The sequence below is a fragment of the Deinococcus seoulensis genome (assembly GCF_014648115.1).
Lineage (GTDB): Bacteria > Deinococcota > Deinococci > Deinococcales > Deinococcaceae > Deinococcus > Deinococcus seoulensis.
On record NZ_BMQM01000017.1, the window covers coordinates 1 to 21,925 of the forward strand.

At 70.8% G+C, this 21,925-nt stretch carries 38 protein-coding genes; all 38 read right to left on the bottom strand.

From position 1 onward, the window contains the following. Positions 1 to 40 precede the first annotated feature (40 nt). The 38 genes from IEY70_RS12415 to IEY70_RS12595 all read right to left on the bottom strand — a co-directional run bounded on the left by IEY70_RS12415 (position 41) and on the right by IEY70_RS12595 (position 21,854). Positions 41 to 538 carry a hypothetical protein gene (locus tag IEY70_RS12415; RefSeq protein ID WP_189065340.1) on the bottom strand — a complete coding sequence of 166 codons (498 nt, stop codon included), beginning with the start codon at positions 536 to 538 and terminating at the stop codon, positions 41 to 43. A 644-nt stretch (positions 539 to 1,182) separates the two neighbouring features. Further along, positions 1,183 to 1,863, bottom strand: coding sequence for a hypothetical protein (locus IEY70_RS12420; protein WP_189065341.1), 681 nt, complete (start codon positions 1,861 to 1,863; stop codon positions 1,183 to 1,185). After that, positions 1,860 to 2,093, bottom strand: a complete 234-nt coding sequence (locus tag IEY70_RS12425; RefSeq protein WP_189065342.1) for a hypothetical protein — start codon at positions 2,091 to 2,093, stop codon at positions 1,860 to 1,862. The genes IEY70_RS12420 and IEY70_RS12425 overlap by 4 nt, the downstream gene beginning before the upstream one ends. Then, complete coding sequence (locus IEY70_RS12430; RefSeq protein WP_189065343.1) at positions 2,093 to 2,569, bottom strand: hypothetical protein; 477 nt, start codon at positions 2,567 to 2,569, stop codon at positions 2,093 to 2,095. The genes IEY70_RS12425 and IEY70_RS12430 overlap by 1 nt, the downstream gene beginning before the upstream one ends. 36 nt (positions 2,570 to 2,605) lie before the next feature. Beyond that, positions 2,606 to 2,983: a hypothetical protein gene (locus IEY70_RS12435; RefSeq protein WP_189065344.1), complete on the bottom strand. Its 378-nt coding sequence runs from the start codon at positions 2,981 to 2,983 to the stop codon at positions 2,606 to 2,608. Continuing rightward, entirely contained in the window at positions 2,980 to 3,381 is a 402-nt protein-coding gene (locus IEY70_RS12440) for a hypothetical protein (protein ID WP_189065345.1), read from the bottom strand. Before IEY70_RS12440 ends, IEY70_RS12435 begins: the two co-directional genes overlap by 4 nt. A gap of 2 nt (positions 3,382 to 3,383) precedes the next feature. Further along, on the bottom strand, positions 3,384 to 3,800 hold the full coding sequence (locus tag IEY70_RS12445; protein WP_189065346.1) for a hypothetical protein: 417 nt from the start codon (positions 3,798 to 3,800) through the stop codon (positions 3,384 to 3,386). Continuing rightward, complete coding sequence (locus IEY70_RS12450; protein WP_189065347.1) at positions 3,797 to 4,525, bottom strand: hypothetical protein; 729 nt, start codon at positions 4,523 to 4,525, stop codon at positions 3,797 to 3,799. The genes IEY70_RS12445 and IEY70_RS12450 overlap by 4 nt, the downstream gene beginning before the upstream one ends. Continuing rightward, complete coding sequence (locus IEY70_RS12455; RefSeq protein WP_189065348.1) at positions 4,522 to 4,959, bottom strand: hypothetical protein; 438 nt, start codon at positions 4,957 to 4,959, stop codon at positions 4,522 to 4,524. Before IEY70_RS12455 ends, IEY70_RS12450 begins: the two co-directional genes overlap by 4 nt. Before the next feature lie 3 nt (positions 4,960 to 4,962). Further along, entirely contained in the window at positions 4,963 to 5,457 is a 495-nt protein-coding gene (locus IEY70_RS12460) for a hypothetical protein (RefSeq protein ID WP_189065349.1), read from the bottom strand. A gap of 52 nt (positions 5,458 to 5,509) precedes the next feature. Continuing rightward, complete coding sequence (locus tag IEY70_RS12465; protein ID WP_189065350.1) at positions 5,510 to 6,610, bottom strand: phage major capsid protein; 1,101 nt, start codon at positions 6,608 to 6,610, stop codon at positions 5,510 to 5,512. A gap of 82 nt (positions 6,611 to 6,692) precedes the next feature. Further along, positions 6,693 to 7,040 carry a hypothetical protein gene (locus tag IEY70_RS12470; RefSeq protein WP_189065351.1) on the bottom strand — a complete coding sequence of 116 codons (348 nt, stop codon included), beginning with the start codon at positions 7,038 to 7,040 and terminating at the stop codon, positions 6,693 to 6,695. 42 nt (positions 7,041 to 7,082) lie between these two features. Then, complete coding sequence (locus IEY70_RS12475; protein ID WP_189065352.1) at positions 7,083 to 8,525, bottom strand: S49 family peptidase; 1,443 nt, start codon at positions 8,523 to 8,525, stop codon at positions 7,083 to 7,085. A gap of 2 nt (positions 8,526 to 8,527) precedes the next feature. Beyond that, positions 8,528 to 10,018 (bottom strand): hypothetical protein, encoded by a 1,491-nt coding sequence (locus IEY70_RS12480; RefSeq protein WP_189065353.1) that lies wholly within the window; start codon positions 10,016 to 10,018, stop codon positions 8,528 to 8,530. A gap of 58 nt (positions 10,019 to 10,076) precedes the next feature. Then, on the bottom strand, positions 10,077 to 11,879 hold the full coding sequence (locus IEY70_RS12485; protein WP_189065354.1) for a hypothetical protein: 1,803 nt from the start codon (positions 11,877 to 11,879) through the stop codon (positions 10,077 to 10,079). Then, positions 11,876 to 12,817, bottom strand: a complete 942-nt coding sequence (locus tag IEY70_RS12490; RefSeq protein WP_189065355.1) for a terminase small subunit — start codon at positions 12,815 to 12,817, stop codon at positions 11,876 to 11,878. Before IEY70_RS12490 ends, IEY70_RS12485 begins: the two co-directional genes overlap by 4 nt. Positions 12,818 to 12,853: 36 nt before the next feature. Continuing rightward, positions 12,854 to 13,237 (bottom strand): hypothetical protein, encoded by a 384-nt coding sequence (locus IEY70_RS12495; protein ID WP_189065356.1) that lies wholly within the window; start codon positions 13,235 to 13,237, stop codon positions 12,854 to 12,856. A gap of 133 nt (positions 13,238 to 13,370) precedes the next feature. Then, positions 13,371 to 14,531, bottom strand: a complete 1,161-nt coding sequence (locus IEY70_RS12500; protein ID WP_189065357.1) for a hypothetical protein — start codon at positions 14,529 to 14,531, stop codon at positions 13,371 to 13,373. Next, positions 14,528 to 15,235, bottom strand: a complete 708-nt coding sequence (locus IEY70_RS12505) for a metallophosphoesterase (RefSeq protein WP_189065358.1) — start codon at positions 15,233 to 15,235, stop codon at positions 14,528 to 14,530. Before IEY70_RS12505 ends, IEY70_RS12500 begins: the two co-directional genes overlap by 4 nt. Further along, positions 15,228 to 15,671 carry a hypothetical protein gene (locus IEY70_RS12510; RefSeq protein WP_189065359.1) on the bottom strand — a complete coding sequence of 148 codons (444 nt, stop codon included), beginning with the start codon at positions 15,669 to 15,671 and terminating at the stop codon, positions 15,228 to 15,230. The genes IEY70_RS12505 and IEY70_RS12510 overlap by 8 nt, the downstream gene beginning before the upstream one ends. Next, positions 15,668 to 16,084: a hypothetical protein gene (locus IEY70_RS12515; RefSeq protein WP_189065360.1), complete on the bottom strand. Its 417-nt coding sequence runs from the start codon at positions 16,082 to 16,084 to the stop codon at positions 15,668 to 15,670. Before IEY70_RS12515 ends, IEY70_RS12510 begins: the two co-directional genes overlap by 4 nt. Then, on the bottom strand, positions 16,078 to 16,398 hold the full coding sequence (locus tag IEY70_RS12520) for a hypothetical protein (protein WP_189065361.1): 321 nt from the start codon (positions 16,396 to 16,398) through the stop codon (positions 16,078 to 16,080). Before IEY70_RS12520 ends, IEY70_RS12515 begins: the two co-directional genes overlap by 7 nt. An 80-nt stretch (positions 16,399 to 16,478) precedes the next feature. Next, positions 16,479 to 16,826 carry a hypothetical protein gene (locus tag IEY70_RS12525; RefSeq protein WP_189065362.1) on the bottom strand — a complete coding sequence of 116 codons (348 nt, stop codon included), beginning with the start codon at positions 16,824 to 16,826 and terminating at the stop codon, positions 16,479 to 16,481. Beyond that, a complete protein-coding gene (locus IEY70_RS12530; protein ID WP_189065363.1) occupies positions 16,823 to 17,047 on the bottom strand; it encodes a TFIIB-type zinc ribbon-containing protein in 225 nt (74 codons plus the stop codon). Before IEY70_RS12530 ends, IEY70_RS12525 begins: the two co-directional genes overlap by 4 nt. Beyond that, a complete protein-coding gene (locus IEY70_RS12535; protein ID WP_189065364.1) occupies positions 17,044 to 17,379 on the bottom strand; it encodes a hypothetical protein in 336 nt (111 codons plus the stop codon). Before IEY70_RS12535 ends, IEY70_RS12530 begins: the two co-directional genes overlap by 4 nt. 255 nt (positions 17,380 to 17,634) lie before the next feature. Next, the gene (locus IEY70_RS12540) at positions 17,635 to 18,123 is read right to left on the bottom strand and encodes a hypothetical protein (RefSeq protein WP_189065365.1); all 489 of its coding nucleotides are present in this window, start codon (positions 18,121 to 18,123) and stop codon (positions 17,635 to 17,637) included. Positions 18,124 to 18,184: 61 nt separating this feature from the next. Further along, a complete protein-coding gene (locus IEY70_RS12545; RefSeq protein ID WP_189065366.1) occupies positions 18,185 to 18,442 on the bottom strand; it encodes a hypothetical protein in 258 nt (85 codons plus the stop codon). Continuing rightward, positions 18,439 to 18,876, bottom strand: coding sequence for a hypothetical protein (locus IEY70_RS12550; protein ID WP_189065367.1), 438 nt, complete (start codon positions 18,874 to 18,876; stop codon positions 18,439 to 18,441). The genes IEY70_RS12545 and IEY70_RS12550 overlap by 4 nt, the downstream gene beginning before the upstream one ends. Then, complete coding sequence (locus tag IEY70_RS12555; RefSeq protein ID WP_189065368.1) at positions 18,873 to 19,145, bottom strand: hypothetical protein; 273 nt, start codon at positions 19,143 to 19,145, stop codon at positions 18,873 to 18,875. The genes IEY70_RS12550 and IEY70_RS12555 overlap by 4 nt, the downstream gene beginning before the upstream one ends. After that, entirely contained in the window at positions 19,132 to 19,563 is a 432-nt protein-coding gene (locus IEY70_RS12560) for a hypothetical protein (protein ID WP_189065369.1), read from the bottom strand. The genes IEY70_RS12555 and IEY70_RS12560 overlap by 14 nt, the downstream gene beginning before the upstream one ends. 4 nt (positions 19,564 to 19,567) lie before the next feature. Beyond that, positions 19,568 to 19,693 (bottom strand): hypothetical protein, encoded by a 126-nt coding sequence (locus tag IEY70_RS21310; protein WP_268243913.1) that lies wholly within the window; start codon positions 19,691 to 19,693, stop codon positions 19,568 to 19,570. Between the two features lie 4 nt (positions 19,694 to 19,697). Further along, entirely contained in the window at positions 19,698 to 19,976 is a 279-nt protein-coding gene (locus IEY70_RS12565) for a hypothetical protein (protein WP_189065370.1), read from the bottom strand. Next, positions 19,973 to 20,188 carry a hypothetical protein gene (locus tag IEY70_RS12570; protein ID WP_189065371.1) on the bottom strand — a complete coding sequence of 72 codons (216 nt, stop codon included), beginning with the start codon at positions 20,186 to 20,188 and terminating at the stop codon, positions 19,973 to 19,975. The genes IEY70_RS12565 and IEY70_RS12570 overlap by 4 nt, the downstream gene beginning before the upstream one ends. Beyond that, complete coding sequence (locus tag IEY70_RS12575; RefSeq protein ID WP_189065372.1) at positions 20,185 to 20,484, bottom strand: helix-turn-helix domain-containing protein; 300 nt, start codon at positions 20,482 to 20,484, stop codon at positions 20,185 to 20,187. Before IEY70_RS12575 ends, IEY70_RS12570 begins: the two co-directional genes overlap by 4 nt. After that, positions 20,481 to 20,804, bottom strand: a complete 324-nt coding sequence (locus tag IEY70_RS12580) for a hypothetical protein (RefSeq protein WP_189065373.1) — start codon at positions 20,802 to 20,804, stop codon at positions 20,481 to 20,483. Before IEY70_RS12580 ends, IEY70_RS12575 begins: the two co-directional genes overlap by 4 nt. Further along, complete coding sequence (locus IEY70_RS12585; protein ID WP_189065374.1) at positions 20,801 to 21,118, bottom strand: hypothetical protein; 318 nt, start codon at positions 21,116 to 21,118, stop codon at positions 20,801 to 20,803. Before IEY70_RS12585 ends, IEY70_RS12580 begins: the two co-directional genes overlap by 4 nt. Then, complete coding sequence (locus IEY70_RS12590; protein ID WP_189065375.1) at positions 21,115 to 21,432, bottom strand: hypothetical protein; 318 nt, start codon at positions 21,430 to 21,432, stop codon at positions 21,115 to 21,117. Before IEY70_RS12590 ends, IEY70_RS12585 begins: the two co-directional genes overlap by 4 nt. Beyond that, positions 21,429 to 21,854, bottom strand: a complete 426-nt coding sequence (locus IEY70_RS12595) for a VRR-NUC domain-containing protein (RefSeq protein WP_189065376.1) — start codon at positions 21,852 to 21,854, stop codon at positions 21,429 to 21,431. The genes IEY70_RS12590 and IEY70_RS12595 overlap by 4 nt, the downstream gene beginning before the upstream one ends. Between the last annotated feature and the right edge of the window lie 71 nt (positions 21,855 to 21,925).

The window sequence follows — 21,925 nt, forward strand, 5'->3', positions numbered from 1 at the left end:
AAAAAACCGCCCCGTGGGGCGGCGTGGGTCTCGGTTTGGGTTACCTGTCAGGGAAGGCGCGGGTACGCTCAAGGGTCAGGGTGCCCGTGTCCTGCTGGTAGATGATGGCCGCCCAGGGCGGCGGAATGATCGGGTACTGGAGTTTGATGTGCAGTTCGAATGACTGGTCGGCCGGGAGCGTCAGGGAGGGTTCCTGGCGCGTGAAGTTCACGAGCCGCAGGGGGGTGTCCCCGGATCGCAGGGCGACGATCACGCTGGTGTCCGTGTTGCCGGTGAGTGTCACGGTGTCTTTCCCGTCCCAGGTCAGGTCGATGCTCTGACCTATCCAGTCGAGCCGCAGGGCAGGGTAACGGTAGTAGCCGCTGCCGTAGGCCTGGAGGGGACGCAGGGGCGTCAGGGCGTCCTGGGGGTGCCCGGTCAGCGAGCGGACGGTGACGCTTCTGGGCGTGCTGGTCAGTTCGTAGGTTGGGCAGGTGAGTGTCCATTTCTCCCGGAGCACTTTCTGCGTTGCGGGCGTGAGGCCAGCGGCAGGTTCCACCCACCGGTATGAGGGTTGCGCCGGTGCGCCTCCGACGTAAATCTCCCCGGTCGTGCACGCAGGGTTCGGTGCCTGTTGAGCGGTCGCGGGAGTGGCCAGGGCCAACGTCAGGAGTGGCATCAGGAGTCGCATCCGTTCACCGTACCCGGTTCCCCCTGCCCGTGTCGGCACAACCTGGGCAGGGGCGGCGGGGGGCTGTGGAGGCCGCTGGGTTTACCGCAGGCAAGCGCCTGCGCACCAGCTTCCTCAAATACCGGCGCTGGCTTTGATCTCGTCGAGCGGCATGACCTTGTTCACGAGCGCCTGGAACACCCAGTTCCCGCCGGGCTTCAGGTGCGGCAGGGCGTCCAGGATGGCGTGCGCCTCGCCGGGCGTGAACCGGAAGGGGCGCAGGTCGTCGGGGATCAGGTGGGGCGGCATGAGTTCCTCGGGCGTGAAGAGGCGCGAGCGCGGCACTTTCTTCGCCTGGGGGTCCTTGCCGCCGTGCCCGTTGAGGTACGTGGCGAGCAGCTGGTACAGGGGGCGGTGCTCGATGTACCGGAGGTAGTGGCCTTCCTCGACGAGCGCTTCGAGTTGCGCGATGGGCCGGTCGAGGAGGGTGGCGGGGTCGGTGCCGTAGCGTTCGCCGTACGCGGCGAGGACGCTCAGGAGGTGCTGGACGCGTCCGCCTCGCTGGGCGGGCTGCCCTCCCCGGGGCGGTCGGCGTTTGGGTCGAGGGCCTCCGGGCCGTTCTGGAGGAGGCTGAGGATCTGCCCGAGTTCGTTCGCGGTGACGTTCGCGGTGAGCCACGCGGCGGTGATGGGTTCGCCGGTCTCGTCGGTGCGGGCGTCGAGGTACTCGGCGATCAGGGCGGCGCTGCCCTGGGTGAGTTCGCGGCTGGTGCCGTCTTCGGGGAGGCTGCCGAGGCGGATGTGCTCCGCGAAGTTCAGGGGCCGGGCGGTGAACGCGCGGTCCTGGATGCTGAACGGTTCGTCCAGCCAGGGCGTGAGCTCCAGCGGCTGTTCGGGGCGGTTGCCGGTGCGCAGCAGGTCCAGGATGGGCGTCTGCGTGCTGAGGCCGACGTGCGTCAGGACCCACTCGGTGGGGATCAGGGTGCTGCCCTGCGCGCGGGTCTGGAGGATGCGGGCGAGCGTCTCGGCCATCTCGGCCATGAACGGCCCGAGGGTCGCGCCGCTCAGGCCGTCCAGGTCGTACCGGTCGGCGATGTCCGCGAGGGTGAGGTCCTCGTCGGCGGTCAGGGGGTGCGCGAAGAACGTCTCGCCGGCGACGGTGAACGGCAGGGTGCGGCGGGTGTTGGTGCCGAACGCAAATTTCTGGCTTCTCATGTTGTGACCTCCACGGTCAGGGTGATGCGGGTGTTGAGACTGAAGGCGTCCACGTCACGCGGCAGGTGTACGCGCAGGGCGCGGCCGTGTTCGTTGGTGATGTGGGCGGTGGCGGGGAGGGTGTCCAGGCGCAGGCCGAGGAGGACGGCGTCGAGTTGTCCGTCCTCCTCGGCCTGTTCCGTGATGACGACGACCCCGGGCGTGCCGTCCCAGGTGTCGCGCCAGATCATCAGGTCAGGGTGCCTTTCTCGGGCTTCCCGGCGCTGCTGAGGGTGGGGTTCTCGACGGTGACGGTGCCGTCGCTGGCGCTCTTGAGCTTCCAGCTGTTGACGTCCATGACGCCGCGGTACACGGGCTTGCCCGCTCCGGCCCCGGCGGGCAGGTACTCGTACGCGATGGCGGTCAGGTCGCGGGCGGCGGTTTCCATGATCAGCAGCGCCTCGTCGTCCTCGATCCACTGCATTTCGCTCAGGTCGACGCTGCCGGTGCTGCCGACGGGAATTTCGATCTCGTCGCCGCCGGTGCAGAAGTTCTGGAAGCTGATGGTCTTGTTCTCGAAGCCGACGGTGACTTCACTGGCGAGGCACAGTTCCTTGTACGCGGCGGCGGCGGGCATGGCGCCACCGGCGGCGAGGGGGGCGACGCGGAAGATGCTGTCGCGGCCGAGGGTGATTTTTTCTTTCAGTTCTGCGGCGGTGTAACCCATGGTGGTTCCCTCCTGAAGGGGATGAGCGCGGGGCGCTCAGGGGGTGATGGTGACGAGGATCTGGTCGGGGTAGCGGTCGGTGGCCTGCAGGACCTGCGGGGCGGCGACGCTGCGGAAGGCGCTGGCCAGCGCGGTGAAGAACGGCGTGAGGCTCTGCCCGTCGTGCGCGACCGCGCGGATCGGGTACCGGTCGATGGTGATGGCCCCGGCGAAGGTGCTGATCACGTCGCTGTCGGGCGTGGCGGGGATCAGGACTTCCAGGCCGGTGACGGTGACGCCTTCGGGCGGGTCGCCGGTGTACAGGGCCGGGGTCTGCGCGCCGCCCGGCCAGGTGTACGTGCCGGGCGTGACGTCCCCGTCCCGCAGGGCCGCCTCGACCGCCTCGCGCAGCTGGAGGGGGGTGGGTTGCTTCACGGGTCCTGCCGGTACGCGCGGGCGAATTCCTGCGCGAGGTTCACGCTGCGTAGCGCCTGGGCGGGCGCGTTGCGGGCGGGGAGGCTGTAGCGGCGTTTGCGGAACACCGCGCCGAGGAACGTCGCGGCGGCGTAAGCGGCCGTCCAGGTGATCTGGGCGTTCAGCGGCCCGGTGAGGCGCGGGGCCTGCTGACTGCGGGCGAGGGTGCCGGTGTCCACGATGTTGCGCCTGGGGCCTGCCACCTCGCCGTTCACGCGGTTGGTGGTGCCGGGCCACGCCCAGGTGCGGGCGCGAATGAGGAGTTCCGCGCGCTTCCCGACCGCGTCGGCCGTGGCGAGCAGCGCGCGGCGGCCCCGGGCCTCGATGGGGCGGATGTCGGTGGTGACGCGCACGGCCATGGTCAGTCCTCGCTGGCCGGGGCGGGCGCGTCCGGCGCTTCGAACGGCAGCAGCTGGTGCAGCAGCGGTTCGAGGTCCATCAGCGCGTCCGATTCGGCCTTGTCGTACACGCGGCCCTCGTCGAAGCGGCCGTACCGGCGGGCGACGTCGTTGTTGTACGCCGCGTACCCGCTCAGGACGAGCTTCAGCAGGCCGCGCAGGCGGTACCCGTGCCGGGCCTCGTCGTTCACGAGGTCGGGATTCACGCGGACGAGGACGGTGCGGGTGACGCGGTCCACGGCGAACGTCGCGGCGTCCTCCTGGTCGGGGGCGTCCTCGACGGTGACGCGGGCGAGCAGGCGGTCCAGGGTGGATTCCGGCGCGGCCGGCGCGTCGGCTTTCGGGTCGGCCTTCGGGGCGGCTTTCTTGCGTGGGTTCATGGGGTCCTCCAGAGGGCCAGGAACCGCTGCCCGAACTGGGCTTCGGTGGCGGTGTCCTCGTCCGGGTAGGCGAGCTGCACGGTGAGCGTCCCGGTCTGCCCGTCGATGACGAGCGGGGACTGACTGCCCCAGCGCACGCCGTCCGGTCTGCTGGTGGGGGCGGTGAGGCTGCCCCAGCGGCCGATCAGCACCAGGTCCGCGTTGTCCGCGCCGACCGTGTCCCGGAGTTTCGGGTCGGTGGTGGCGTTCAGGCGGGCCTGCACGGCCAGGGCGCCGCCAGGAGCGGGCCTGGGGTTGCCCAGCGAGTCCCGTGTCATCCCGGTGCCCGGCACGCTGAACGCCAGGTCGTGCACGCGGGTGCGTTCGACGAGCGGCGCGACCCGCGCGACGAGACAGAAGTCACGTCCGCCGGGGTTGAGGGGCAGCGCGACCGGCACGAACACGCGGCCCCGGTCGTCCGTGAGTGTCCACCCGACGGTGCGGGCGGCGTCCAGGAACGGCAGGAGGGCGGTGTGCGTGCGGCTGCTCACGCCGGGCTCGTGCACGTCCGGCGCGGCCGTACTGCGGTCTTCCTCTTCGGCGATCAGGGCGCGGACCTCCTGCGGGGCCGCTCCGAATCGCGTGAGGGTGGCGGGCCGGGCGAGGTTGCTGGCCAGGACGTCCTGCACGATCGGGCCGACCTGATCCAGCTGCGCGGACGCGGCGTTCAGCAGGTCGAGGATCACCGGGCCGCTCCGGGGAACAGCACGCGGCGGGGCGCGGCAGGCAGGGCGTACGCGAGCAGCTGCTCGGCCAGGGTCGCCCAGGTGGTGGCGGCGACGTCGAGCAGCTCGGCGCCGTCCGTGGTGGTGGTCTTCCCGAGCTTCAGTTCCAGGCCGGGCAGCTTGATGCTTTCCAGCGCGCCACCGCTGGTGCTTCCGGCGGCCACCTGGAGGCGGGTGACGCCGCCGGTCAGGGCACTGCGGACTTCCAGGGCCTTGGCGGCCAGCGCAGTGCGGGCGGCCAGGGCCTGCGGTTCGGTGAGAGCCGCGTCGCTGACGTTGCGTTCCGTGAGGCGCTGCGCGACCCACAGGGCGGCGAGGGTGAGGTGCCCGTCCGTCACGTCAGCCGGCGCGCCGGGAATGAGCTGGGGCACCTCGGCGGGCGTGACGGTGATCACGGGTCAGTCCTCCGTTTCGACGAGCGTGCCGTCGCGCAGGCCGCGCGCCAGGGCGGGCGTCCAGTGGGCGGTGACGGGGTCCGCGCCGATGACGCGGTTGCCCTGTGCCTGGTCGGGGTCGGTGAACGTGCCGCCGTACGCGGCGATGGCGTCGTTCACGCGGACCGTGAAGGTCGGCGCGTCCGGTGCAGGCTCGGCGCTGCCAGCGCTGGCGCTACCGCCTTGCAGTTCCGCCAGGGCGGCGCGCGCGGCGTCCGCGTCCGGTTCGTCCAGCAGTGCCTGGAGTTGCACGCTGGTCAGGGTGGCGTCCGCGAGTTCGACGTCCAGGGCGTCCTGCACCTGCGTGGTCAGGATCTCGCGTTTGACGCCTTCGGGGTCCGTTTCGACGCGGTCCGCCCAGCCCTGAAGGACGTCCGCTTTCGGGTTGGTGGCCTCGGTGTTGATGGTGACGCCGAGTTTCTCGCCGAGCAGTCCGGCGTTCTCTTTCCTGGTGGCCATGGGGGGGGTCTCCTGCGCCGGGCCTGCTGGGGTCAGCGGCCCGGCGTGACGCTTACTGGAGGGTGAGGGTGGTGGCGGCGCCCGTGTCGGGCTTGCTGAAGCCGAGCATCTCGGTGATCTGCACGGCCTGCAGGTCGCGGCGGATGATGTCCTCGTACCGGACGAGGTCGAAGCGGGGGTCGTAGTGCATGGTCAGCGCGGCGGCCGGGTCGATGGCGAGCAACTGGTCGGTGCCGGTCAGGACGCTGCGCTGGGGCGGCAGCTTGGGGCGCATGCCGAACAGGGTGGGGAAGGTGCCGGTGTCGCGGAAGTCGGCGGCGGCGGCGGTGCTGCCCGTGCCGGTCACGATGTCCATGCTCAGCGCCTGCCCGAGCGCGGCGGTCGCGCCGGTCAGGATGGTGGGTTCCGCGCCGTACTCCTCGGCTTTCATCAGCAGCGCGATGAAGTCGGCGGCGGTCAGGTTCGCCCCGGCGGCGTTCACGTTCGGGGCGGCGTTGTTGTTGCCGTCGCCGTTCTTGAGGATGTCGAGCGCCTTGCGGATCTTGTTCCGGTCGGCCTGACGGCGGACTTTGAGCAGCCAGCGGTCGAAGGTGCTGAGGCTGGCGTTCAGGATCGCCTCGAGGCTGGCTTCCAGGCGGCCGCCGTACTTGAACAGGCGGACGACGGCGTCACCCTGCGTGATGGTCAGCACGGGGTACTCGGCACCTTCGGCGACGCGGGCCAGGTCGGCGTTCTCGTCGTCCTGGAAGCTGAGCAGCTGGGTGCTGACGACGCTGGCCTCGACGGGCTGCGTGTCGGTGACGACGTCGGCGAGCGTCAGGCCGTTGCGGCTGTCACGGCCGACTTCGCGGTAGCGTTCCTCGATGTACAGGGGGAACAGGATGCGGTTGTCTTCCTGGCGGAAGAACGCGTCGTTGACGGTCGCGGCGGCGTGACGGCCGCGGGGTTCGAGGCCCGCGCCGCGCACCATGACCTGCTTCCACGCGGCGACGCTGGCGCCGGTGCTGTCGCGGGTGGCGGGGTCGTACAGGTTGCTGTCGATCTCGCCGTTGTCCGCGAGGTGCTGGATCTGCTGCGCGAACGTGCGGTTCTCGGCGTGCGCTTCGGCTTTCAGGGCGAGGGTGAGGTCGGTGATCTTCTTGATTTTCGGCATGGGCTGGCCCTCCTGCGGGCGTCATGGGTGCGCCCACCCCTGGTGTGGGGGTGGGCGCGGTTCGTCTTGCCGGGGGCGGGGGTTACAGCTTGATGTTGGCGAGGCCGTTCGTGGCGATGTTCACGAGGACGCGGGTGCCGCCCGCGCCGACCTTGGCTTTCCCGGCGCCGTCCACGACGAGCGTCTGGTAGCCGAGGGGGAGGGTGCCGACGGTGGCGATGTCGGTGAAGCCCGCGCCTTCGAGGGCGACGGTGCCGACGCCGTCGGCTTCCTTGGTGAGGACCTTGCCGAGCAGGGGGTCGCCGTCCGCGCCGCGTCCGGCGGTGGCGGCGCCGGTGTGGGCGACGGCGTCACCGATCTCGGTGCCGTTGGCGAGGGTCATGGTGGGGTAGTGGTTCTGGCCGTTGAAGACGAGTTCTCCGAATTTCATGGTGTTCCTCCGGGGGAAGTGGGGTGGGGCGGCGGGTGGGGGTTAGAAGTTGAAGGCGGTCGGGGGGAGGGTGGGGGCGGTGGGTTTGGCGTCTTCGGCCTGGGCGGGCGCGCCGTTGTCGGGTTTGCTCTGACGTCCGGCGGGGTACAGGGCGGCTTTCTGGGCGGTGAGGTCGTCGATCATGCCGGGCAGGTCGGCCGTGTCGGCCTTGCTGGCGAGGCGCGCGGCGCGTTCGATGGCGGCGGTGGCGTCGGCGCCGTAGACGCCGGTGGCGAGCGCTTCGACTTTCTCGATGAGGCTGGCGCGGTAGGCGGCGCCGTCGGCGGCCTGGGCGCGCAGCTGGGTGAGGCGGTCGGCGGTGAGGTCGTTCACTTCGACGCCGAGGGCGGCGGCGGTGAGTTCCCGCTGGGCCTGGATGCCCGCTTCGTACGCGCCGCTTTCGAGGGTGGCGGTGAGGGTCTGCGCGTCGGTCTGCGCGGCGTCGGTGGTCGTGTCGAGCGTGTGGGTTTTGCCGGTGCGGTCTTTGACGGTGATGAGCACGGTGTCCTCCTGGTGCGGGTCTTCCGCGCTGGCGCTGCGGCCGAGGCGGAGGGTGGGGGCGGGTTGGGGCGTGGCGGCCTGGAGGTGTTCGGTGATGATGTCGTTGAGGGTGCCGACCCGGTCGGCGAGTCCGGCGGTGACGGCTCCGTCTCCGAACCAGACGTCCCCGGTCGCCCAGGTGCTGGCCTTCGCGGTGGTGACGCCGCGTCCGGTGGCGACGGCCTGCACGAACAGGTCGTGCACGGTGGCCATTTCCGCCTGCCACTGCGCGAGCACGGGGCCGTCCATGGCTTCGCCGGGCTGCCCGAGCGCTTTGCGTTCCGTGCTGCGGACGTACGTGACCTTCAGGCCTTCCCCTTCGAGGGCGGCGGTCTGGTCGGTGTGCGTGCCGATCACGCCGATGCTGCCGACTTCACCGGCGGGCGTGACGATGAACTCGGTGGCCTGCGCGCCGATCCAGTACGCGGCGCTGCACGCCATGGTGTTCGCGATGGCGGTGACGGTCTTGACCTGCGCGGCTTCAGCGACGGCCTGCGCGGCCACGTCGATGCCGGACACGGCGCCGCCGCCACTGTCGATGTCGATGATGATGCTCGTCACGGCCGGGTCCTGCGCGGCCGCGCGGACGCGGTCGGCGAAGGTGTGCGGGTCCACGGCGCCGCACATCCAGACCATCATGCTGCCGCGCGGGAAGATCGTGCCGTGCAGGGGGATGATGGCGACGCTGGGCGTGGCGTCCTGCGCGTCCTGCGTGGCGGCGGCGCGGCCCTCGCGCGCGGCCCTGAGTTCACGGAGGGTGTCTTCGCTGGGGCCGTGCCCGGCGAGGTACGCGCTGAAGCCCGTGACGATGTCCTGCAGCTGGTCGCCTTTGATGGCCCAGCGGCCGTTGGCGATCAGGGCGGTGACGCCGCTGAGGTGGGTGGGACTGCGGGTCTTGGTGGTCATGGTCACTCCTGGGGGGTGGGGGCGTGCACGTACCGTCGTTCGCGGGGGTGGTACGCGTACCGGGCGGTGATCAGAGCGTCCGGGTTGCTGGAGGGGGCGGGCGGTGGGGGCGCGGGGGTGCCTGCGTTGTCGTCCCAGGTGTCCGCCCAGGCGGGGGCGTGCTGGTCCTCGTCGTCGCTGAAGTCCAGGTCGTCCGCGAACCGGCGGGCGTACGCTTTCCCGGCGATGGCCTTGCCGATCTGGTGGGCTTCCATGCGGGTCTTGTACGCCTCGGCTTCCGCCTGCTTGAACGCACTCTGGGCCTGCTGGAAGCGCACGTACGCGACGGCGCGAATGCCGCGCAGCCGCAGGTGCAGGTTCAGTCCGAATTCCAGTTGCCGCGCGAGGACGGCCTGGATGTTCGTGGCGCGCGCCTCAATCATCGGGTAGACGATCTTCGCGAGCGCCTCGGTGGTGCTGTCCATGTGCCCGCGCATGAAGCCCGTGGTGTGCAGGCCACTCCAGACGCGGCGGTTGTTCTCCAGCGTCACGGCGTCCAGTCCGGTCAGGGAGTGCGTGATGTTGTTGATGCTGAACTTCGTGCCTTCCGGCCCGACGAACAGGCCCTCGTCCGCGAGGCCGAGGATCATGTCGGCCGCCTGGTTGGTGTACTCGGCTTTCAGTTCCGCGTACCGGGGGTCTTGAGCGTCCGTCAGGCCGAGTTCCTGCGGGCTGGGCAGGGGCAGTTCCACGCCGACGAGCGCGATCTTGCGCATCAGGTCGATCACGCGGTCCACGTTGTCGATCAGGCGGGTCTTGCGGTCCAGGCTCCGCAGGGCGCTGAGGAACATCGGAATGCCGTGCGGGTCGCCGCCCATCGTGAGAAGCGGCGCGTACAGGTACGTGGCGGGGTCCAGTTCGATGGGGTTGATGGCGACGCCCACCTGGTGGTACGTGCGCCCTCCGGTGGTGGGGTCGTACCCGACGGCAATGCGTTCGGCGGGCACGACGACCGCGCCGATCACGCCGCTGCGGGTGTCGTCGGTGGGCCATTCGACGCTACTGGCGGGACTGGCGAGCAGTTCGAGGATCTGGTTGTTGATCAGGCCGTCCAGTCCGCCTCCCTCGGGGAAGATGGTGGCGGCCCAGGTGTCCAGTTCCGCGCGGGCTGCCTTGACGGCCTTGCGACTCCCGGTGAATTCGATGGTGTGGCCGGGGTTGACGATGGCGAGGTAGTCGCTGGCGGCGCCGCTGACGTCCTCGTCACTCTGCAGGAGCATCCGCAGGACGCCGGTGAGGCGGGTGCGGGTGTCGCCGGGGTACCCGAGGTACGCCCCGGCGATCCGGTCGAGCATCGCGCCGGGGTTCTCGGCGCTGCGTTGCGTGCCGAGTTGCCGGCCGCTGCTGCGGAGGCTGCGGGTGAGGTTCGCGATGCCCCAGGAGGCGCGGCCCGTGACGGCCTGCCGGGCTTGGGGGCTGGCGCGGGCGCGGCGGCGCGGGAGGAGGTCCTGCAAGGGGGTGTTCAGGGTCCGCCAGGCGCGGGTCAGGGAGTCTCGAATGCCGATGGTGGGTTCACCTCCTCAGTCGTCTGGTGAAGGCCGTCATGACGTTCTGAACGTCCTGCGCGGTCGGGCGGGGCTTCTCGGGTTCCACTTCGAAGGTCGGGGCGACCGCGAAGGCGTACATGAGGCTTTCGGCGCGGTCGGGGCTGGGGGCGTTCCTGTCCCCGCCGAGCTTGTCGACGATCAGGCGGTCGCTCTGCCCCATGCGGCGCGTGGTGGGCTGCGTGAGCTGCTGCCGGAGCGTCTGTTCCTCTTCCGTGCCGCGCAGCGCGGCGAGGCTGATGCAGTCGTTCAGGTCATGGTCGGCCTTGCCGGTCAGGACGTCGTGCGTGCACTTGAAGCGCAGGTACAGCCGCCACCAGAGTTCCGTGGCGTAGTTCGCGAAGCGTTGCCGGGCAGTCGTGTCGGGCAGGTCCTCGTACAGCGTCTCGCTGGCCTTCTCGCCGTTCGCGATGCCCTGCACCAGGAACGGCACTTCCTGCGCCTGGCTCTTCCGGACGAGCGTGGCCGTGATGCTGGCGCCGACGCCCATGCGGTCGTAGTGCAGGAGACTGATGCCGTCCTGCGTGGCGAGCATCTCGACTTTCACGTCCACCGGGGCGCTCGTGTCGGCCGTGACGTCCTGCATGCGCAGCACGCGCGGCCCACTGCGGGCCGTGTACACGCTGCGGTCCTGCCCGCTGTCACTGACGTCCAGTCCGGCGGTCACGCCGCCGCTGGGGGGCAGGTCCAGGAGGAACGCGGCGTCAACCCACGCCTTGGGAATCAGGATCCCTTCGACGCTGGCGTCGTAGTCGATGTCGATCTCCTGCGCCATGGTGACGGGCTTGAGGTCCTTCTTGCGTTTCTGCCCTTCGTACCAGGGGTACATGGTCATGACGCGTTCCCCGGTGCCGTCGTTCACGCGGACCCGAACCGTGAAGTTCTTGTCGGGGTTGTCCTTCCAGTAGAACGTGAACACCTTGATGCGCCCGCCGAAGCGTTTCTGCGCGAACAGGTTCCCCCGGCCGCGCGGCGTGCTCAGGTAGAACACCGTCTCCACGTTCTGCGACAGGGCGTTCTCGACCAGCAGGGGGCGTTCCAGGTTGGCGTGCTCGTCCACGAGGTACTCGGTGCTGCGGCCCCCGCGTCCGATGTCGTCCCCGCCTTCACCGGTGAACACGGCGTCGTTGCGGGGGTTGCTGATCCGCATGAACGGCATGTGGTCCCGTTCGTTGAAGCCGTCGGGAATCATGAAGTCCGGCAGGTTCCGGATCAGGAACCGCACCTTCTCCAGGATGGAGTCGATCACGCCGCGCTTATCGACGAACTCCAGTTTGCGGCTGCCCACGCCGATCTTCCAGCCGTCCCACCACAGCCAGCGCCGCAGCGCCCGCGCGCAGTACACCCACGTGGCGCCCTCGTCGCGGCTCTTCTCGATCAGGCCGCTCTCGCGGTTCTCGATGCGGTCCTCGCACCACCGGACGAACTCCTCCTGCCGGGGCCGCAGCAGCAGCGGCACGTTCCCGGGCAGGCCGACTGCCACGTTGCGCGGATCGTACGTCCAGCACCAGTCGTTGATGAACGTCACGGGGTCCGCGATGCACGCCGCGATGCACGCCGCCTGCCGCGCCGGGTCGTTCCCGATGTCCTCCAGCAGTTGCAGGCGCCGCTTGACTTCCAGGAAGATCTCCAGGCGACGCTGCTCCTTGTGCCAGTCCAGCGCGAACTCGATCGCCTGATCGATGTCCACGTGCAGCACGTCCGGCAGCTGAGGCCGGTGCGCCCACACCACGGACGCCGCGACCGGCACGCTCCCACTGATCAGCGTCATGAGCGCCTCGCGGCCGCGCGCATCTCGTCATACGCGGCCAGCATCTTCCCGATGTCCTCCGGCCCGGAGTTCCGCACGGCGTCTAGGGGCGTGCCGTCCGGGTTCGTGATGGCCAGCGTCTCCCGGTACAGCCCGTGAACCTTCGCGGCGCGGTCCACGCCGTCCATGAAGCTGTGCAACTCCACCTCGTACCCGTACTTCCCGCGTTTCACGCCCTTCACGAAGCGCGACAGGCCCAACTCCCGCGCTTTCTTCAGGTCGATCAGCGGGATTTCCTCCAGGCGCTCGACCTCCACGACCGTCATGGCGTCCGGGTCGCCGTCCAGCAGCAGGTTCAGGTCCAGCAGCCGCATGCGGGCCTTGCTGAGGCGCATCTGCAGGGGCTTCAGCTCCGACTCGTCCGCCTCCTCGATCTTCAGGTCGTCGAGCATGCTGCGCGTCACGTCCACCTCGCGCTGCACCGTGGCCGCCACGGCGTCCGCCCGGCGGTACTCGTGATCCACGGTCCGCTGGCGCACGATCGTCTCGATCTGGGACCGGTCGAAGTTCGCGAGGGCCGCGATGAACGCCAGGGTCCGGGCGGGGCTGATGCCGGCCGCTTCGTACCCGGCTTCGAGCGCGGTTTTGACCCTGGCTCGTCCTAACATCCTCGCGGCCTGGGCGTCGGCGCCGCGGACGGCGTATCCGGCTTTGATGGCGGCCTGGGTGTGGTTGTGTCCTTCGAGGATCGTGAGGATGAATTTGCGTTCCTGTGGGATGCATTCGCGGAGGGCGTCCTGGAATTTCTGTTCTTCGGGGCCGAGTTGGATGAGGTTGTCGGCGGGGTTTTTGGGGCCCTGTCCGCCTTTGGTCTTTTTGGGTTGGGCAGTGCCCGGCTTGTGCGGTTTGGGGGTGGCCTGTGCTTGGGCCTTCGCGGGTTGCTTTTTGGGTGTGGGCATCAGGTCACCTCCTGGGGTGGGGTGGGTGGGGTGGGGTCAGGTGTGGTCTTTGATCCAGGGGTGGTCCTGGCGGTACTGGTACTGGGCTTTGAGGGCGCGGGCGTACTCGTCGGGGAGGCGGTTGAGGTGCGCCTGTCCCTGGCGGAGGCGGGTGAGGGTCCAGGTTTTGAGGTGGGTGGTCCAGGCGTGGGGGCTGTAGAGGGTGGTGACGGTGGCCCAGGGGTCGCGGTGGTCGTTGCGGTGCCGGTGGGCGTGTTCGGCGTGCAGGTACTCGCGGTGTTCTTGGGGGAGGTGGTGAGCGTCGTCTTGCCGGGCGGCGAGCTGGGCGTCCGTCCAGGTGCGGAGGTCGAGGTAGAACGCTTCGGGGGTGAGGTGGCGCGCCTGTTCGTGCCAGGGGCGCTTGGGGGTCTTTCTGGGCATGGGCGCTCCTGGCATGAGAAAGCCCCCGCGTGTGGGTGCGGGGGCTTGGGTGTCCGGGTTGTGGCAGACGTCGTCTACGTTATGGAGAGTGTGGGGTAATTTTTCCGTTTTGTCAAGCCGTTTTGTCGGCGGGTCAGGTGGCGGGTGTGAGGGTGACGCGCAGGGCTTCGAGGGCGGCGATGAGGTTGGGGTAGCGGCTTTCGAGGGTGGGGGGGAGGCGGAGGCCGTCGCGGTCGGTGGCGGGCGTCCAGATGAGGTGTTCGTGCCTGGGGCGGGGGCCGGGGCCTTCTCCGCCGAGGCGGGCGTGCGTGTCGAGGATCCAGCGGGCGAGGGAGTGCCAGCCGCGTCCGACGGTGATGCCGCTCTGCCGTTCGAAGTGGGCGGCGTCGTGCGGTTCGACGAGGAGGGCGAGGCCGTCGTCGCTCCAGCGGAGGTCGAGGTGGAAGTGGAAGGGGATGGTCTGGGCGAGGTCGGGGTCGTTGTGGTCGGGGAGGTGCGCGGTCCAGGTGGTGCCGTCCTGCCAGGGTGCGGACCGGCGGCCGTCGCGGTGGGCGCGCTGGATGCGGGCGTGCACGGTCTGGTACTGCGTTTCGGCGTCGCAGGCGAGTTGCGCGTGGTGCCGGGCGAGCGTGTCGGGGCCGGTGAGGAGGTAGCGGGCGGCGAGGAGGGCGTGACTGTGCCGGTCGCGGTTGGTGTCGAGGAGCAGGGCAGTGTCCTCGTCGGCGGTGGTGCCGAGGTGGCTGTCGCCGGTGCGGCGGGGGCGGCCGAGGAACGCGGCGGCGATGGCGTTGTGTTCCTGGCGTTGCTCGTGGAGGATCTGGACGGGGTCGATGGTGAGGGCGGGGTGGACGGCGTGGGCGCTGCTGGGCAGGGCGGGCCTGGGGGCGGTGCGGAGCTGGGCGGCGCGCAGAGGGCGCTGGAGGGCTTCCTGGCGGGCGGTGTCGAGGAGGAGGGTGGCGAGGTACTCGTGGTGGTGGCGGGCGGCGCTGCTGCTGCGGATCATGCGCCGGGCGTGCTGCTGCGCCTGCTGCCGCGTGACTTCCAGTTCGGCGCGGGCGGCCTGGTACCGGGTGTCGTACGCCTTGCGGTCGTCGTCTTCTTCGGGGAAAGCGCTGAGGTCGTGCAGGGTTTCGTGGAGGTCCTGGGCGTTGGCGGCCTGCTGGTGGAGTTCGTGGGCGTACTGGAGGAGGCTGCGGTACCCGGTGCGGGCGCGTTGTTCGCTGATGAGCAGGGCGGCCGCTTCGGGGTGGATGGGGGTGACGGCCGGGGCCTGTGCTGGGGCGGTGGCGGTCATGGGGTGACCTGCGGGGCGGGCGTGGCGGGCGTCTGGTCGCTGAAGAGGTGGGGTATCCAGGTGGCGGTGTCCAGTGCGGTGAGCGTCCCGAGGAACACGGCGCCGGTGTCGATGAACCACGCGACGGTCCCGTCGGTGAGTTGGAGGGGGACGGGGCCGTACTGCATGACGGTGTGCCCGTGGACGCTGTGCGTGACGCCGGGGGGGAGGGGGTAGAAGGGTGTCTCGCCGTCGGGGCGGCCCCAGGTGTGGGCGTACAGGTCGCGTCCGGTGGGGTCGGGGCGCATGGCGTGGGCGTACAGGGTGCTGCCGATGATGGTGTGGGGGAGGAGGTGTTCGTCCATCCACTGGGCGTCGGCGAGCAGTGCGGCGTGGTTCCCGCCGTAACTGTCGAGGGTGGTGTCGCCGCCATTCATGTCCCAGAGGGCCTCTCCCTGGTCGTGGAGGGTGGCGTCAATGAGCATCTGGTCGTGATTGCCACATAGGGCCGTGGCGCGCCCGGAGTCCACCAGTGCCCGGACGCGGGCGATGACCTGGGCGCTGTCGGGTCCCCGGTCGGTGTAGTCGCCCAGCAGGACGAACTTCCGGCTGGGGAAGGCGGCGATGGCGGCGTCGAGGAGGTCCAGGCGGCCGTGAATGTCGCCGATGGCGACGGGGGGGAGCGTGGCGGGGTCGGGGTGGAGGTGGGGGGCGGGGTCAGCCACGGGTGACCTCCTGGTGGCGCTTCAGGGCGCGCATGGCGGTCTCGTGGCTGATGTCGAGGATGTACATGGCGTCCCTGGGCGTGTGGGCGTGCCCGGTGAGCGCGGTCAGGGTGGCGTAGGCTTCCGCGCCGGGCAGGGACCGGAGGGCCTGACTGGTGGCCAGGGCGATCCCGGCGGTGATCTCGGCGGGCGTGGCGGGGCGCAGGCGGGTGCCGGTCGCGGCGCGCAGATCTCCGCTCATGACGCTGGTCGCGATGGGCGCGGGCAGGGCGCCCAGGCCCGGCCAGGTCGCGCCGGGCAGCAGGGTGAGGTTGTGCCGTCCCTCCACCACGACGAGGCCCTCGGTGACGTGAAAGGGCGTGTCCACCGTGACGGGGAGCGTCCCGTCGACGGGCGGGAGTTCAGGCAGCCAGACGTTCGTGCGGGGGATCATCATGGGTGGGACCGTCCTTCCAGGTGAGCGGTGATGGGGCTGAGGGTCGCGACGGGCAGCAGGTGCTGGCCGGGGCGGACGCACAGGTGCACGCCTTTCCAGCCGGTGGGCGTGCCGGACTGCAGGCCGGGCAGGAGGGACCGCGCGGCGTGCCATTCCCCTTCGAGGGTCAGGGCGTAGCGGGTGAGGGTGCTGGCGGCCTCCTGGCCGGGGCGGGGCACGTGCGGGCGGACCAGGCGGCGGCGTTCGAGGTCCGTGAGGGTGTCGCACGCCTGCGCGAGCGTCAGGTGGTACGCGCTGGCGATCAGGGGCGGGTACGTCACGCCGGTCGCCAGGGCGTGCAGGACCCGCAGTTCCGGCGGCGTGCGGCGCAGGGCGCGGCGGGCGCGCCAGCGGGTGAGGAGGGCCGTTACCACCGGATCCACCAGCCGCTCGGTTCCCGCTGGTTGCGGGACGGGACGTGCGTGAGGCGGTACCCGGCGGTGCGGAGGTCGCCTTCCACGCCCGGGTGGAAGTCCCCGGCGTGGAAGTACTCGCTCAGGCCTTTCTGCGCGGCCCGCTGGAGGCCCTGGGTGAGCGTGTCGAGTTGCTGGAGGGTGTCGCTGTTGCCCTGGTCGACGATGGCGCGCAGGTCCGCCGCGAGGGGCAGGGTGGGTGTGAGGGTGGCCGGGCCGGTCGCGTCGGGCGCGTGACCGGCCGCCTGGGCGGCGGGGGCGGGATCGTGGGGCATGCGTTACCTCCGGCGGGTGGCTGGGGTGCGGGGTGGGCGGCGGTTCAGGCGGGCCGTGTGGGCGCGCAGGTGACGGCGGGTCACGCGGACTCCGGCGGGGGGGCCTGGTGGCGTGCCCGGCCCTGCCAGCGGAGGGCGGCGTCGAGGGCGCGGATCAGGGCGCCGGGCGCGTCGGCGTGCGTGACGCGGCGGACGTACCCGCCCCGCAGGGCGAGCCAGGTCGGGTGCCAGACCGTCGCGTAGTAGCAGGGCGCGCCGTCACGGAAGCGGCGGGAGAACTTGTACTCGAATCCGGCCGCGTCGAGAATGGTCAGCAGGTCCGGGAGGGGTGGCGGCTCGTCGATCAGGAGGTTCGCGGCGGGGGCCTGCGCGGCCGGGTCGGCGCTGATGGCCCGCTCGATCGCGTGACGGGACACGTAACGGCTCACGGGTGACTCCAGCGCCAGCCGGGCACCGCGAACGCCCAGGCGGGCGGGGCGGCGACCGGGTCCGGGTGGGCGGGGGTGAGTGTGCCGTCCTGGTACGTGCTGGTCGCGCGGCACTCGGGGCAGCGGGCGACCTCGCCGGGCTTCGTGCGGCGGCTGACGCTCAGCAGCACGCCGCACGACGGGCAGGGAATCTCCTGCGGGGGGAGGACCGTGTTCGTCATTCGGCGGCTTCTTCCAGGTCCGGGCGGCGGGTCCAGTCGAACCGTTCCAGGTACTCGAGGAGTTTGTCGCTGGCCTTGACGCTCTCGCGGAAGGTGCTGGTGCGGGCGTCGAGGTCGAATGTTTCGGGCGTCCACGTCCAGGTGCTGATGCTCAGGCCGCCGGCGTGCTGCACCTGGCGCTGCATCGTGACCATGCACGGCTCCGGGTCGTTCGGATCGACGACCTGCGTGTGGGTGTACACGCGGTGCTCGCGGTGCACCTGCCCGGGCCGGGTGCCGCGCGAGCGGACTTCCAGGTGCAGGGTGGCGTTGACTTCGATGGTGTTCGTCATGGGGCTCTCCATTCCGGCTGTTCGTGACAGCGCGCTGCTCCGTGGGCGCGCAGAGGGCCAGGGCGGCGGTGGCCTTCCTGAAAGCGACGTACGCGGAAACAACCGTGGCGCAGTGACCCGGGAGTTGCGGCCGGGCGCGTTCCAGGGCCAGCTGCCGGGCGGCGCGCAGGGGCGTGACGTGACGAGTGAGGGCGCGGGTGGTGACGTCGCCGTGGTGGAGGCCGTAGCGGCGGGCGATGCTCCGGGTGCTGCGGCTCATGGGACGGCCTTCAGGCGAGGCATGACGCTCAGGTCGATGTGTTTCGTCCAAGCGTCCGTGCCTGAGCGGAGGGTGAGGCCGCGCCGCCCGTGCGGTTTGTCCACCCAGGGGCCGCGCTGCTTCAGGCGTCCCTGGTCGATCAGAACGCTCACGAGATCGTCGGGGCTCACGGCGTCCTCGGTCCACGGGCAGGCGATCAGGTCCAGGTCGCGTTCCAGGCTACCGTGCACGGCGAGTGTGTAACCGCAGGTCCAGGCGAGGCGGATCAGAGGGGAGAGGTCGGGGCTGGGCGGGATGTATTCGGCGCGGCCGTGGGCGCGGTCGGCGGTGTGGATGAGGTGCGGGAGGCGCTGGCCGATCAGCTGGCCTTTCTTGACGCGGGTCAGCGCTCCGGCGGGCAGTTCGGCGCAGAGAGGGCAGGGTGCCACTCCCGTCTGCGTGAGGATGGTGCGCGTGTCGGCGCAGCGGGCGCAGGTGCCGGTCATGGGCGGCTCCGGAGGATGGCGGCCGGGGCGATGATCAGGAATCCGGCGTAGATGGCGGCCGTCATGCGCTCATCTCCGCTGCGTACTCCTGCAGGACGCGGTGGCCGTCGTTGGTGGCGGCGGCGCGGCCCTGCGTGACCTCGACGAGGCCCCAGTCGGCCAGCCGGTCGAGGTTCTCGCAGGTCGCGGCGTAGTGATCACCCTCGGCCACGCGGCGGCGGCCCTGACGGCGGACGGTCACCTGCCCGCCACTGCCGAGGTACTTCAACAGGGACCACTGGGCGTGCGTCCAGCTGCTCGTGACGGTCAGGGTGGTCATTCAGCCTCGGGCTGCGCGGGCAGCCACGCGGGGCGCTGGATCTCGCGCAGGGGGACGCGGGTGCGGCCGCGCTGGTAGTGCGGGAGGGGATCAGGACTGGGGTCGAAGGCGCACGTGCGGGACGGGTCGAGGTCGTGCCCGTCGGCGGCGTAGAGCACGGTCTTACCGGGGCCCCAGCGGTACCCGAGGCGGCGCAGGCGGTCGGGAGCCATGGCGTCCGGGGACTTCCAATCGCCGGCCTGTACGGAGTAGTCAGTAGCGGGCAGGTCGGCGCCCGCTTCGTCCAGCAGGTCCATGAGGTCCACGAACGCGCGCTGCCACCAGACCGGCATGCTCTGGAGGACCGTGCGCGGCAGGACCTTGTAGGAGGCGTAGCTCAGTTCGAAGTGCTCGTGGACGGGGCTGTCGGTGTTGATGGGGTCAGACTGGGTCACGGTGTGGCTCCCTTGCGGCGCTCGCGGGCGTCGCGTTTCGCGCGGCGGTAGAGGTTCGTGGCGTGGCGCATGCCGGTCACGGTGGCGTCCGTGACGCGGTTCTCGATCAGGTGCAGGACGCGCGTGCCCAGCTGGATGCGGGGGCGGCCGTGCGGGGCGCTGCGGTCGCCGCGCTGGATGACGAGGTTGATGGCGCGAATGGCGCTGTCGTCGTCGCGTTCCATCCAGCGGGTCCGGGCGGCGCGGATGGCGGCGTCAGTGATGACCACTGGGGCCGTCCACGTGGCGTTTCAGGGTGGCGAGGCGGGTCCGGGCGATGTCGCGGGCGCCCCGGTGGACGCGGTGGAAGAAGTCGAGTTCGCTCTGCCGGGCCTCGTCGAGGTCGGGTCGGCGGCCGAGTTCGAGAATGATCGGGCCGAGGCGGACGTAGCGGATCGTGGCGTACCACTCCTCGCTGCCGTGCTGGTCGAACCAGCTGGCGCCGGTGCCGGGGCGGATGGGACGTCCGGGCCGGTAGGGAACCGGCCAGCCGCCCCAGAGGACGCGGACGGGCCAGCGGGCGGGGTGGGGCTTGAGCAGCCTGCGTTCATGTCTGGCGAGGCGCAGAGTGCTTTCCAACTCGATGTTCTGCTGGTAGGCGCGCAGCAGTTCAGCTTCCAGGGATTCGCGGACGGGGCGGTCGGTCATGGGGTCACCTCGGGATCGGGAAGCGGCGCGGTCGACGCGCGGGCGGACCAGCGGGGATGCTGCCGGGCGGCGTGACGACGGCCAGGACGGCCAGGTGGAACGGCAGGAGGGGCGGCCAATTCTTCTTCATGCCGTCACTCCCTGACCGGCGTGCGGCTGCACGTGCCAGGGCCGTGAACGATGGTGGCCATGTCTTCCGCCGTGAGGGCCCGACTGTGCGTCCAGAGGTGCCGCCGCTCCCCGTGGGGGTTCAGGTGGATGGCCAGGGTCACCAGGGCGCGGTTCAGGATCCGGGCGGGCTGAACGTGTGCCTGCTGGATCTGCCGGGCGCGGTCGAGGGCGGCGGGGGTGGGGCCGTACGTGTCGAGTTCCGCGAGCGCTTCGGCCAGCTCGCCGGTGAGCGCGCGGGTCACGCGGGCTCCCGGAGGCCGAGTTCCGGCAGGTAGTGCGGTTCCAGGTCGCTGATCGGGACGTACCCGAGGCGGCTGCGGTAGTCGCGTGCGGTGAGGCGCTGCGCGGACGCCCAGGGCAGCCCGGCCCCGTGATGCTGGCGGACGCGTTTCAGGCGGTGGCGACGCGCTGCCTGCTGGGCTTTGGTGGGCGTGGGGCCAGACCGGTATTTCATTCGACGACCTCGCGCAGTTCGCGCATGTTCCGCGCCTTGAAGCGGGTGCAGAGCGAGTCGATGTGGCTCTTGACGGTGTTCACGCTCAGGCCGGTGCTCTTCGCGATCTGCTCGCGGTTCTGCCCGGCCCGGACGAGACCCAGGATCTGGGCCTTGCGGGGCGACAGGCCGTCCGGCGCGGCGCGGCGGGCCAGTAGGACGTGATGCGCTGCCTGCGCCCAGTCCGGCAGGTCGCCCAGGCCGGGGCTGCCCTCCTGCACCCACTGCTCGTGCAGCACCTCCGTACGCCGGTTCACGCGGACTCCCAGGGGCGGGGCTGGAACGGGTGGCTGCGCGGGCTGTTCCAGTCGGGGCTGTCGGGGGTGTAGAAGACCACCCCGTGCGTTCTGCTGACGATGGTGGGGACCGGGAGAGGCCAGGGCTGATTCAGGGGCACCTCCCAGCGAAATTCCCTCCGGCCTCGCCTGCGGATGAGCGCCACCATTTCGGCGAACCACTGTTCGACCACCTCGTGGATCTCGTGGGGGAGATACCCGCTGCGGTCGAGGGGTTTTCTCTCGGTCTTCACGGTGCCCCGGGCGAGGACGGCCGTGAGGTGCAGCTGGCGGCGGGTCATGACCACCTCTGGAGGATCAGCAGTTCGATCAGGTCGCAGTCGAGTTTCGTGGCGGGTTCGGCGGCGCGCTGGCCGGCGGGCGTGAGGGTGAACTGGGCGCGGCCGTCCGTGAGGTGCGCGCGGGTGACGAGACCCTCGCGTTCCAGTTGGAAGACGGTGGCGTAGAACACGCCGGGGCCGACGCGGTAGGTGGTCCAGAAGTCCAGGGCGGTGTCCACGCCCAGCGCGAGGCCCTTGAGGATCCGGGGGCGCAGGGGCGTGAAGTGCAGGCGGGCGAGGATCAGGATGCGTTTGAGGCGGGCGTGGATGGTCATGCGGCGCGGTTCTCCTGTCGGGCGTGCTTGCGGGCGCGTTTGCGTTCCCAGCGGGCGTGGGGGTGGTGGGCGGTGATGATCAGGTGGGTGTGCGGGCACCAGATCAGGCGGAGCGTGACGCCGCGCCAGGGGACGTGCAGGAACAGGCGCGTGCCGTTGGCGGGGTACGTGAGCAGGCGGTCCTGGGCGAGGTCCGCGCGGATCCGGGTGCAGAGGTCCTGGTACGCGGCGCGGGTGAGGCGCAGGCCGTAGCGTTCGCGGAGTTTCTCGGCGGTGTGGCGGTAGCGGTGGGCGGGGTGCGGGGCTTTCTTCACTCGCGTTCCTCCTGCTCGGCGGCCAGCAGCTCGGCCAGGGTGTACGCGACGACCACGCGGAACCCGGCCGCCCGGAGGCGGGCGTGGCAGGCGAGCTGGTCGTCGCTGGGTTTGTTGCCGGGTTGCTTGAGTTCCGCGAACCACAGGCGCCGCCGGCCGTCCGGGAGGTACAGCGCAAGGTCCGGCCACCCGGCGGTGTACCAGACGGGTCCGCCCCGCTGGCTTCCTTTCAGTGACTCCTGGACGTGCCAGCCGAGCGCGGTGAGTTCCCGCACGGCGGCCGCCTGGAACGCCGCCTCGTCCGGGTACCCGTTGTCGCGCGGCGGGGCCGGAGCGGGCGGCGGTTGGGGCTGGGCGTCCTCTGGGAACAGGTGCGGGTGCCTGCGGCGGTACTCGCGCAGGAAGGTCTCGTCGAACGGCACGTCAGGGCAGCCCGAGGCGGGCGCGGGCCAGGGGTTGCTGGGCGGCGCCCAGGTCCGTCAGGGTCCACTGG

Coding starts and splice junctions, on each gene's coding strand:
- IEY70_RS12420 (WP_189065341.1), bottom strand. CDS start 1,863: ATGAGAAGCCAGAAATTTGCGTTCGGCACCAACACCCGCCGCACCCTG.
- IEY70_RS12425 (WP_189065342.1), bottom strand. CDS start 2,093: ATGATCTGGCGCGACACCTGGGACGGCACGCCCGGGGTCGTCGTCATC.
- IEY70_RS12430 (WP_189065343.1), bottom strand. CDS start 2,569: ATGGGTTACACCGCCGCAGAACTGAAAGAAAAAATCACCCTCGGCCGC.
- IEY70_RS12440 (WP_189065345.1), bottom strand. CDS start 3,381: ATGGCCGTGCGCGTCACCACCGACATCCGCCCCATCGAGGCCCGGGGC.
- IEY70_RS12445 (WP_189065346.1), bottom strand. CDS start 3,800: ATGAACCCACGCAAGAAAGCCGCCCCGAAGGCCGACCCGAAAGCCGAC.
- IEY70_RS12460 (WP_189065349.1), bottom strand. CDS start 5,457: ATGGCCACCAGGAAAGAGAACGCCGGACTGCTCGGCGAGAAACTCGGC.
- IEY70_RS12465 (WP_189065350.1), bottom strand. CDS start 6,610: ATGCCGAAAATCAAGAAGATCACCGACCTCACCCTCGCCCTGAAAGCC.
- IEY70_RS12470 (WP_189065351.1), bottom strand. CDS start 7,040: ATGAAATTCGGAGAACTCGTCTTCAACGGCCAGAACCACTACCCCACC.
- IEY70_RS12475 (WP_189065352.1), bottom strand. CDS start 8,525: ATGACCACCAAGACCCGCAGTCCCACCCACCTCAGCGGCGTCACCGCC.
- IEY70_RS12485 (WP_189065354.1), bottom strand. CDS start 11,879: ATGACGCTGATCAGTGGGAGCGTGCCGGTCGCGGCGTCCGTGGTGTGG.
- IEY70_RS12490 (WP_189065355.1), bottom strand. CDS start 12,817: ATGCCCACACCCAAAAAGCAACCCGCGAAGGCCCAAGCACAGGCCACC.
- IEY70_RS12495 (WP_189065356.1), bottom strand. CDS start 13,237: ATGCCCAGAAAGACCCCCAAGCGCCCCTGGCACGAACAGGCGCGCCAC.
- IEY70_RS12500 (WP_189065357.1), bottom strand. CDS start 14,531: ATGACCGCCACCGCCCCAGCACAGGCCCCGGCCGTCACCCCCATCCAC.
- IEY70_RS12510 (WP_189065359.1), bottom strand. CDS start 15,671: ATGATGATCCCCCGCACGAACGTCTGGCTGCCTGAACTCCCGCCCGTC.
- IEY70_RS12520 (WP_189065361.1), bottom strand. CDS start 16,398: ATGCCCCACGATCCCGCCCCCGCCGCCCAGGCGGCCGGTCACGCGCCC.
- IEY70_RS12530 (WP_189065363.1), bottom strand. CDS start 17,047: ATGACGAACACGGTCCTCCCCCCGCAGGAGATTCCCTGCCCGTCGTGC.
- IEY70_RS12535 (WP_189065364.1), bottom strand. CDS start 17,379: ATGACGAACACCATCGAAGTCAACGCCACCCTGCACCTGGAAGTCCGC.
- IEY70_RS12540 (WP_189065365.1), bottom strand. CDS start 18,123: ATGACCGGCACCTGCGCCCGCTGCGCCGACACGCGCACCATCCTCACG.
- IEY70_RS12545 (WP_189065366.1), bottom strand. CDS start 18,442: ATGACCACCCTGACCGTCACGAGCAGCTGGACGCACGCCCAGTGGTCC.
- IEY70_RS12560 (WP_189065369.1), bottom strand. CDS start 19,563: ATGACCGACCGCCCCGTCCGCGAATCCCTGGAAGCTGAACTGCTGCGC.
- IEY70_RS21310 (WP_268243913.1), bottom strand. CDS start 19,693: ATGAAGAAGAATTGGCCGCCCCTCCTGCCGTTCCACCTGGCCGTCCTG.
- IEY70_RS12570 (WP_189065371.1), bottom strand. CDS start 20,188: ATGAAATACCGGTCTGGCCCCACGCCCACCAAAGCCCAGCAGGCAGCG.
- IEY70_RS12580 (WP_189065373.1), bottom strand. CDS start 20,804: ATGACCCGCCGCCAGCTGCACCTCACGGCCGTCCTCGCCCGGGGCACC.
- IEY70_RS12585 (WP_189065374.1), bottom strand. CDS start 21,118: ATGACCATCCACGCCCGCCTCAAACGCATCCTGATCCTCGCCCGCCTG.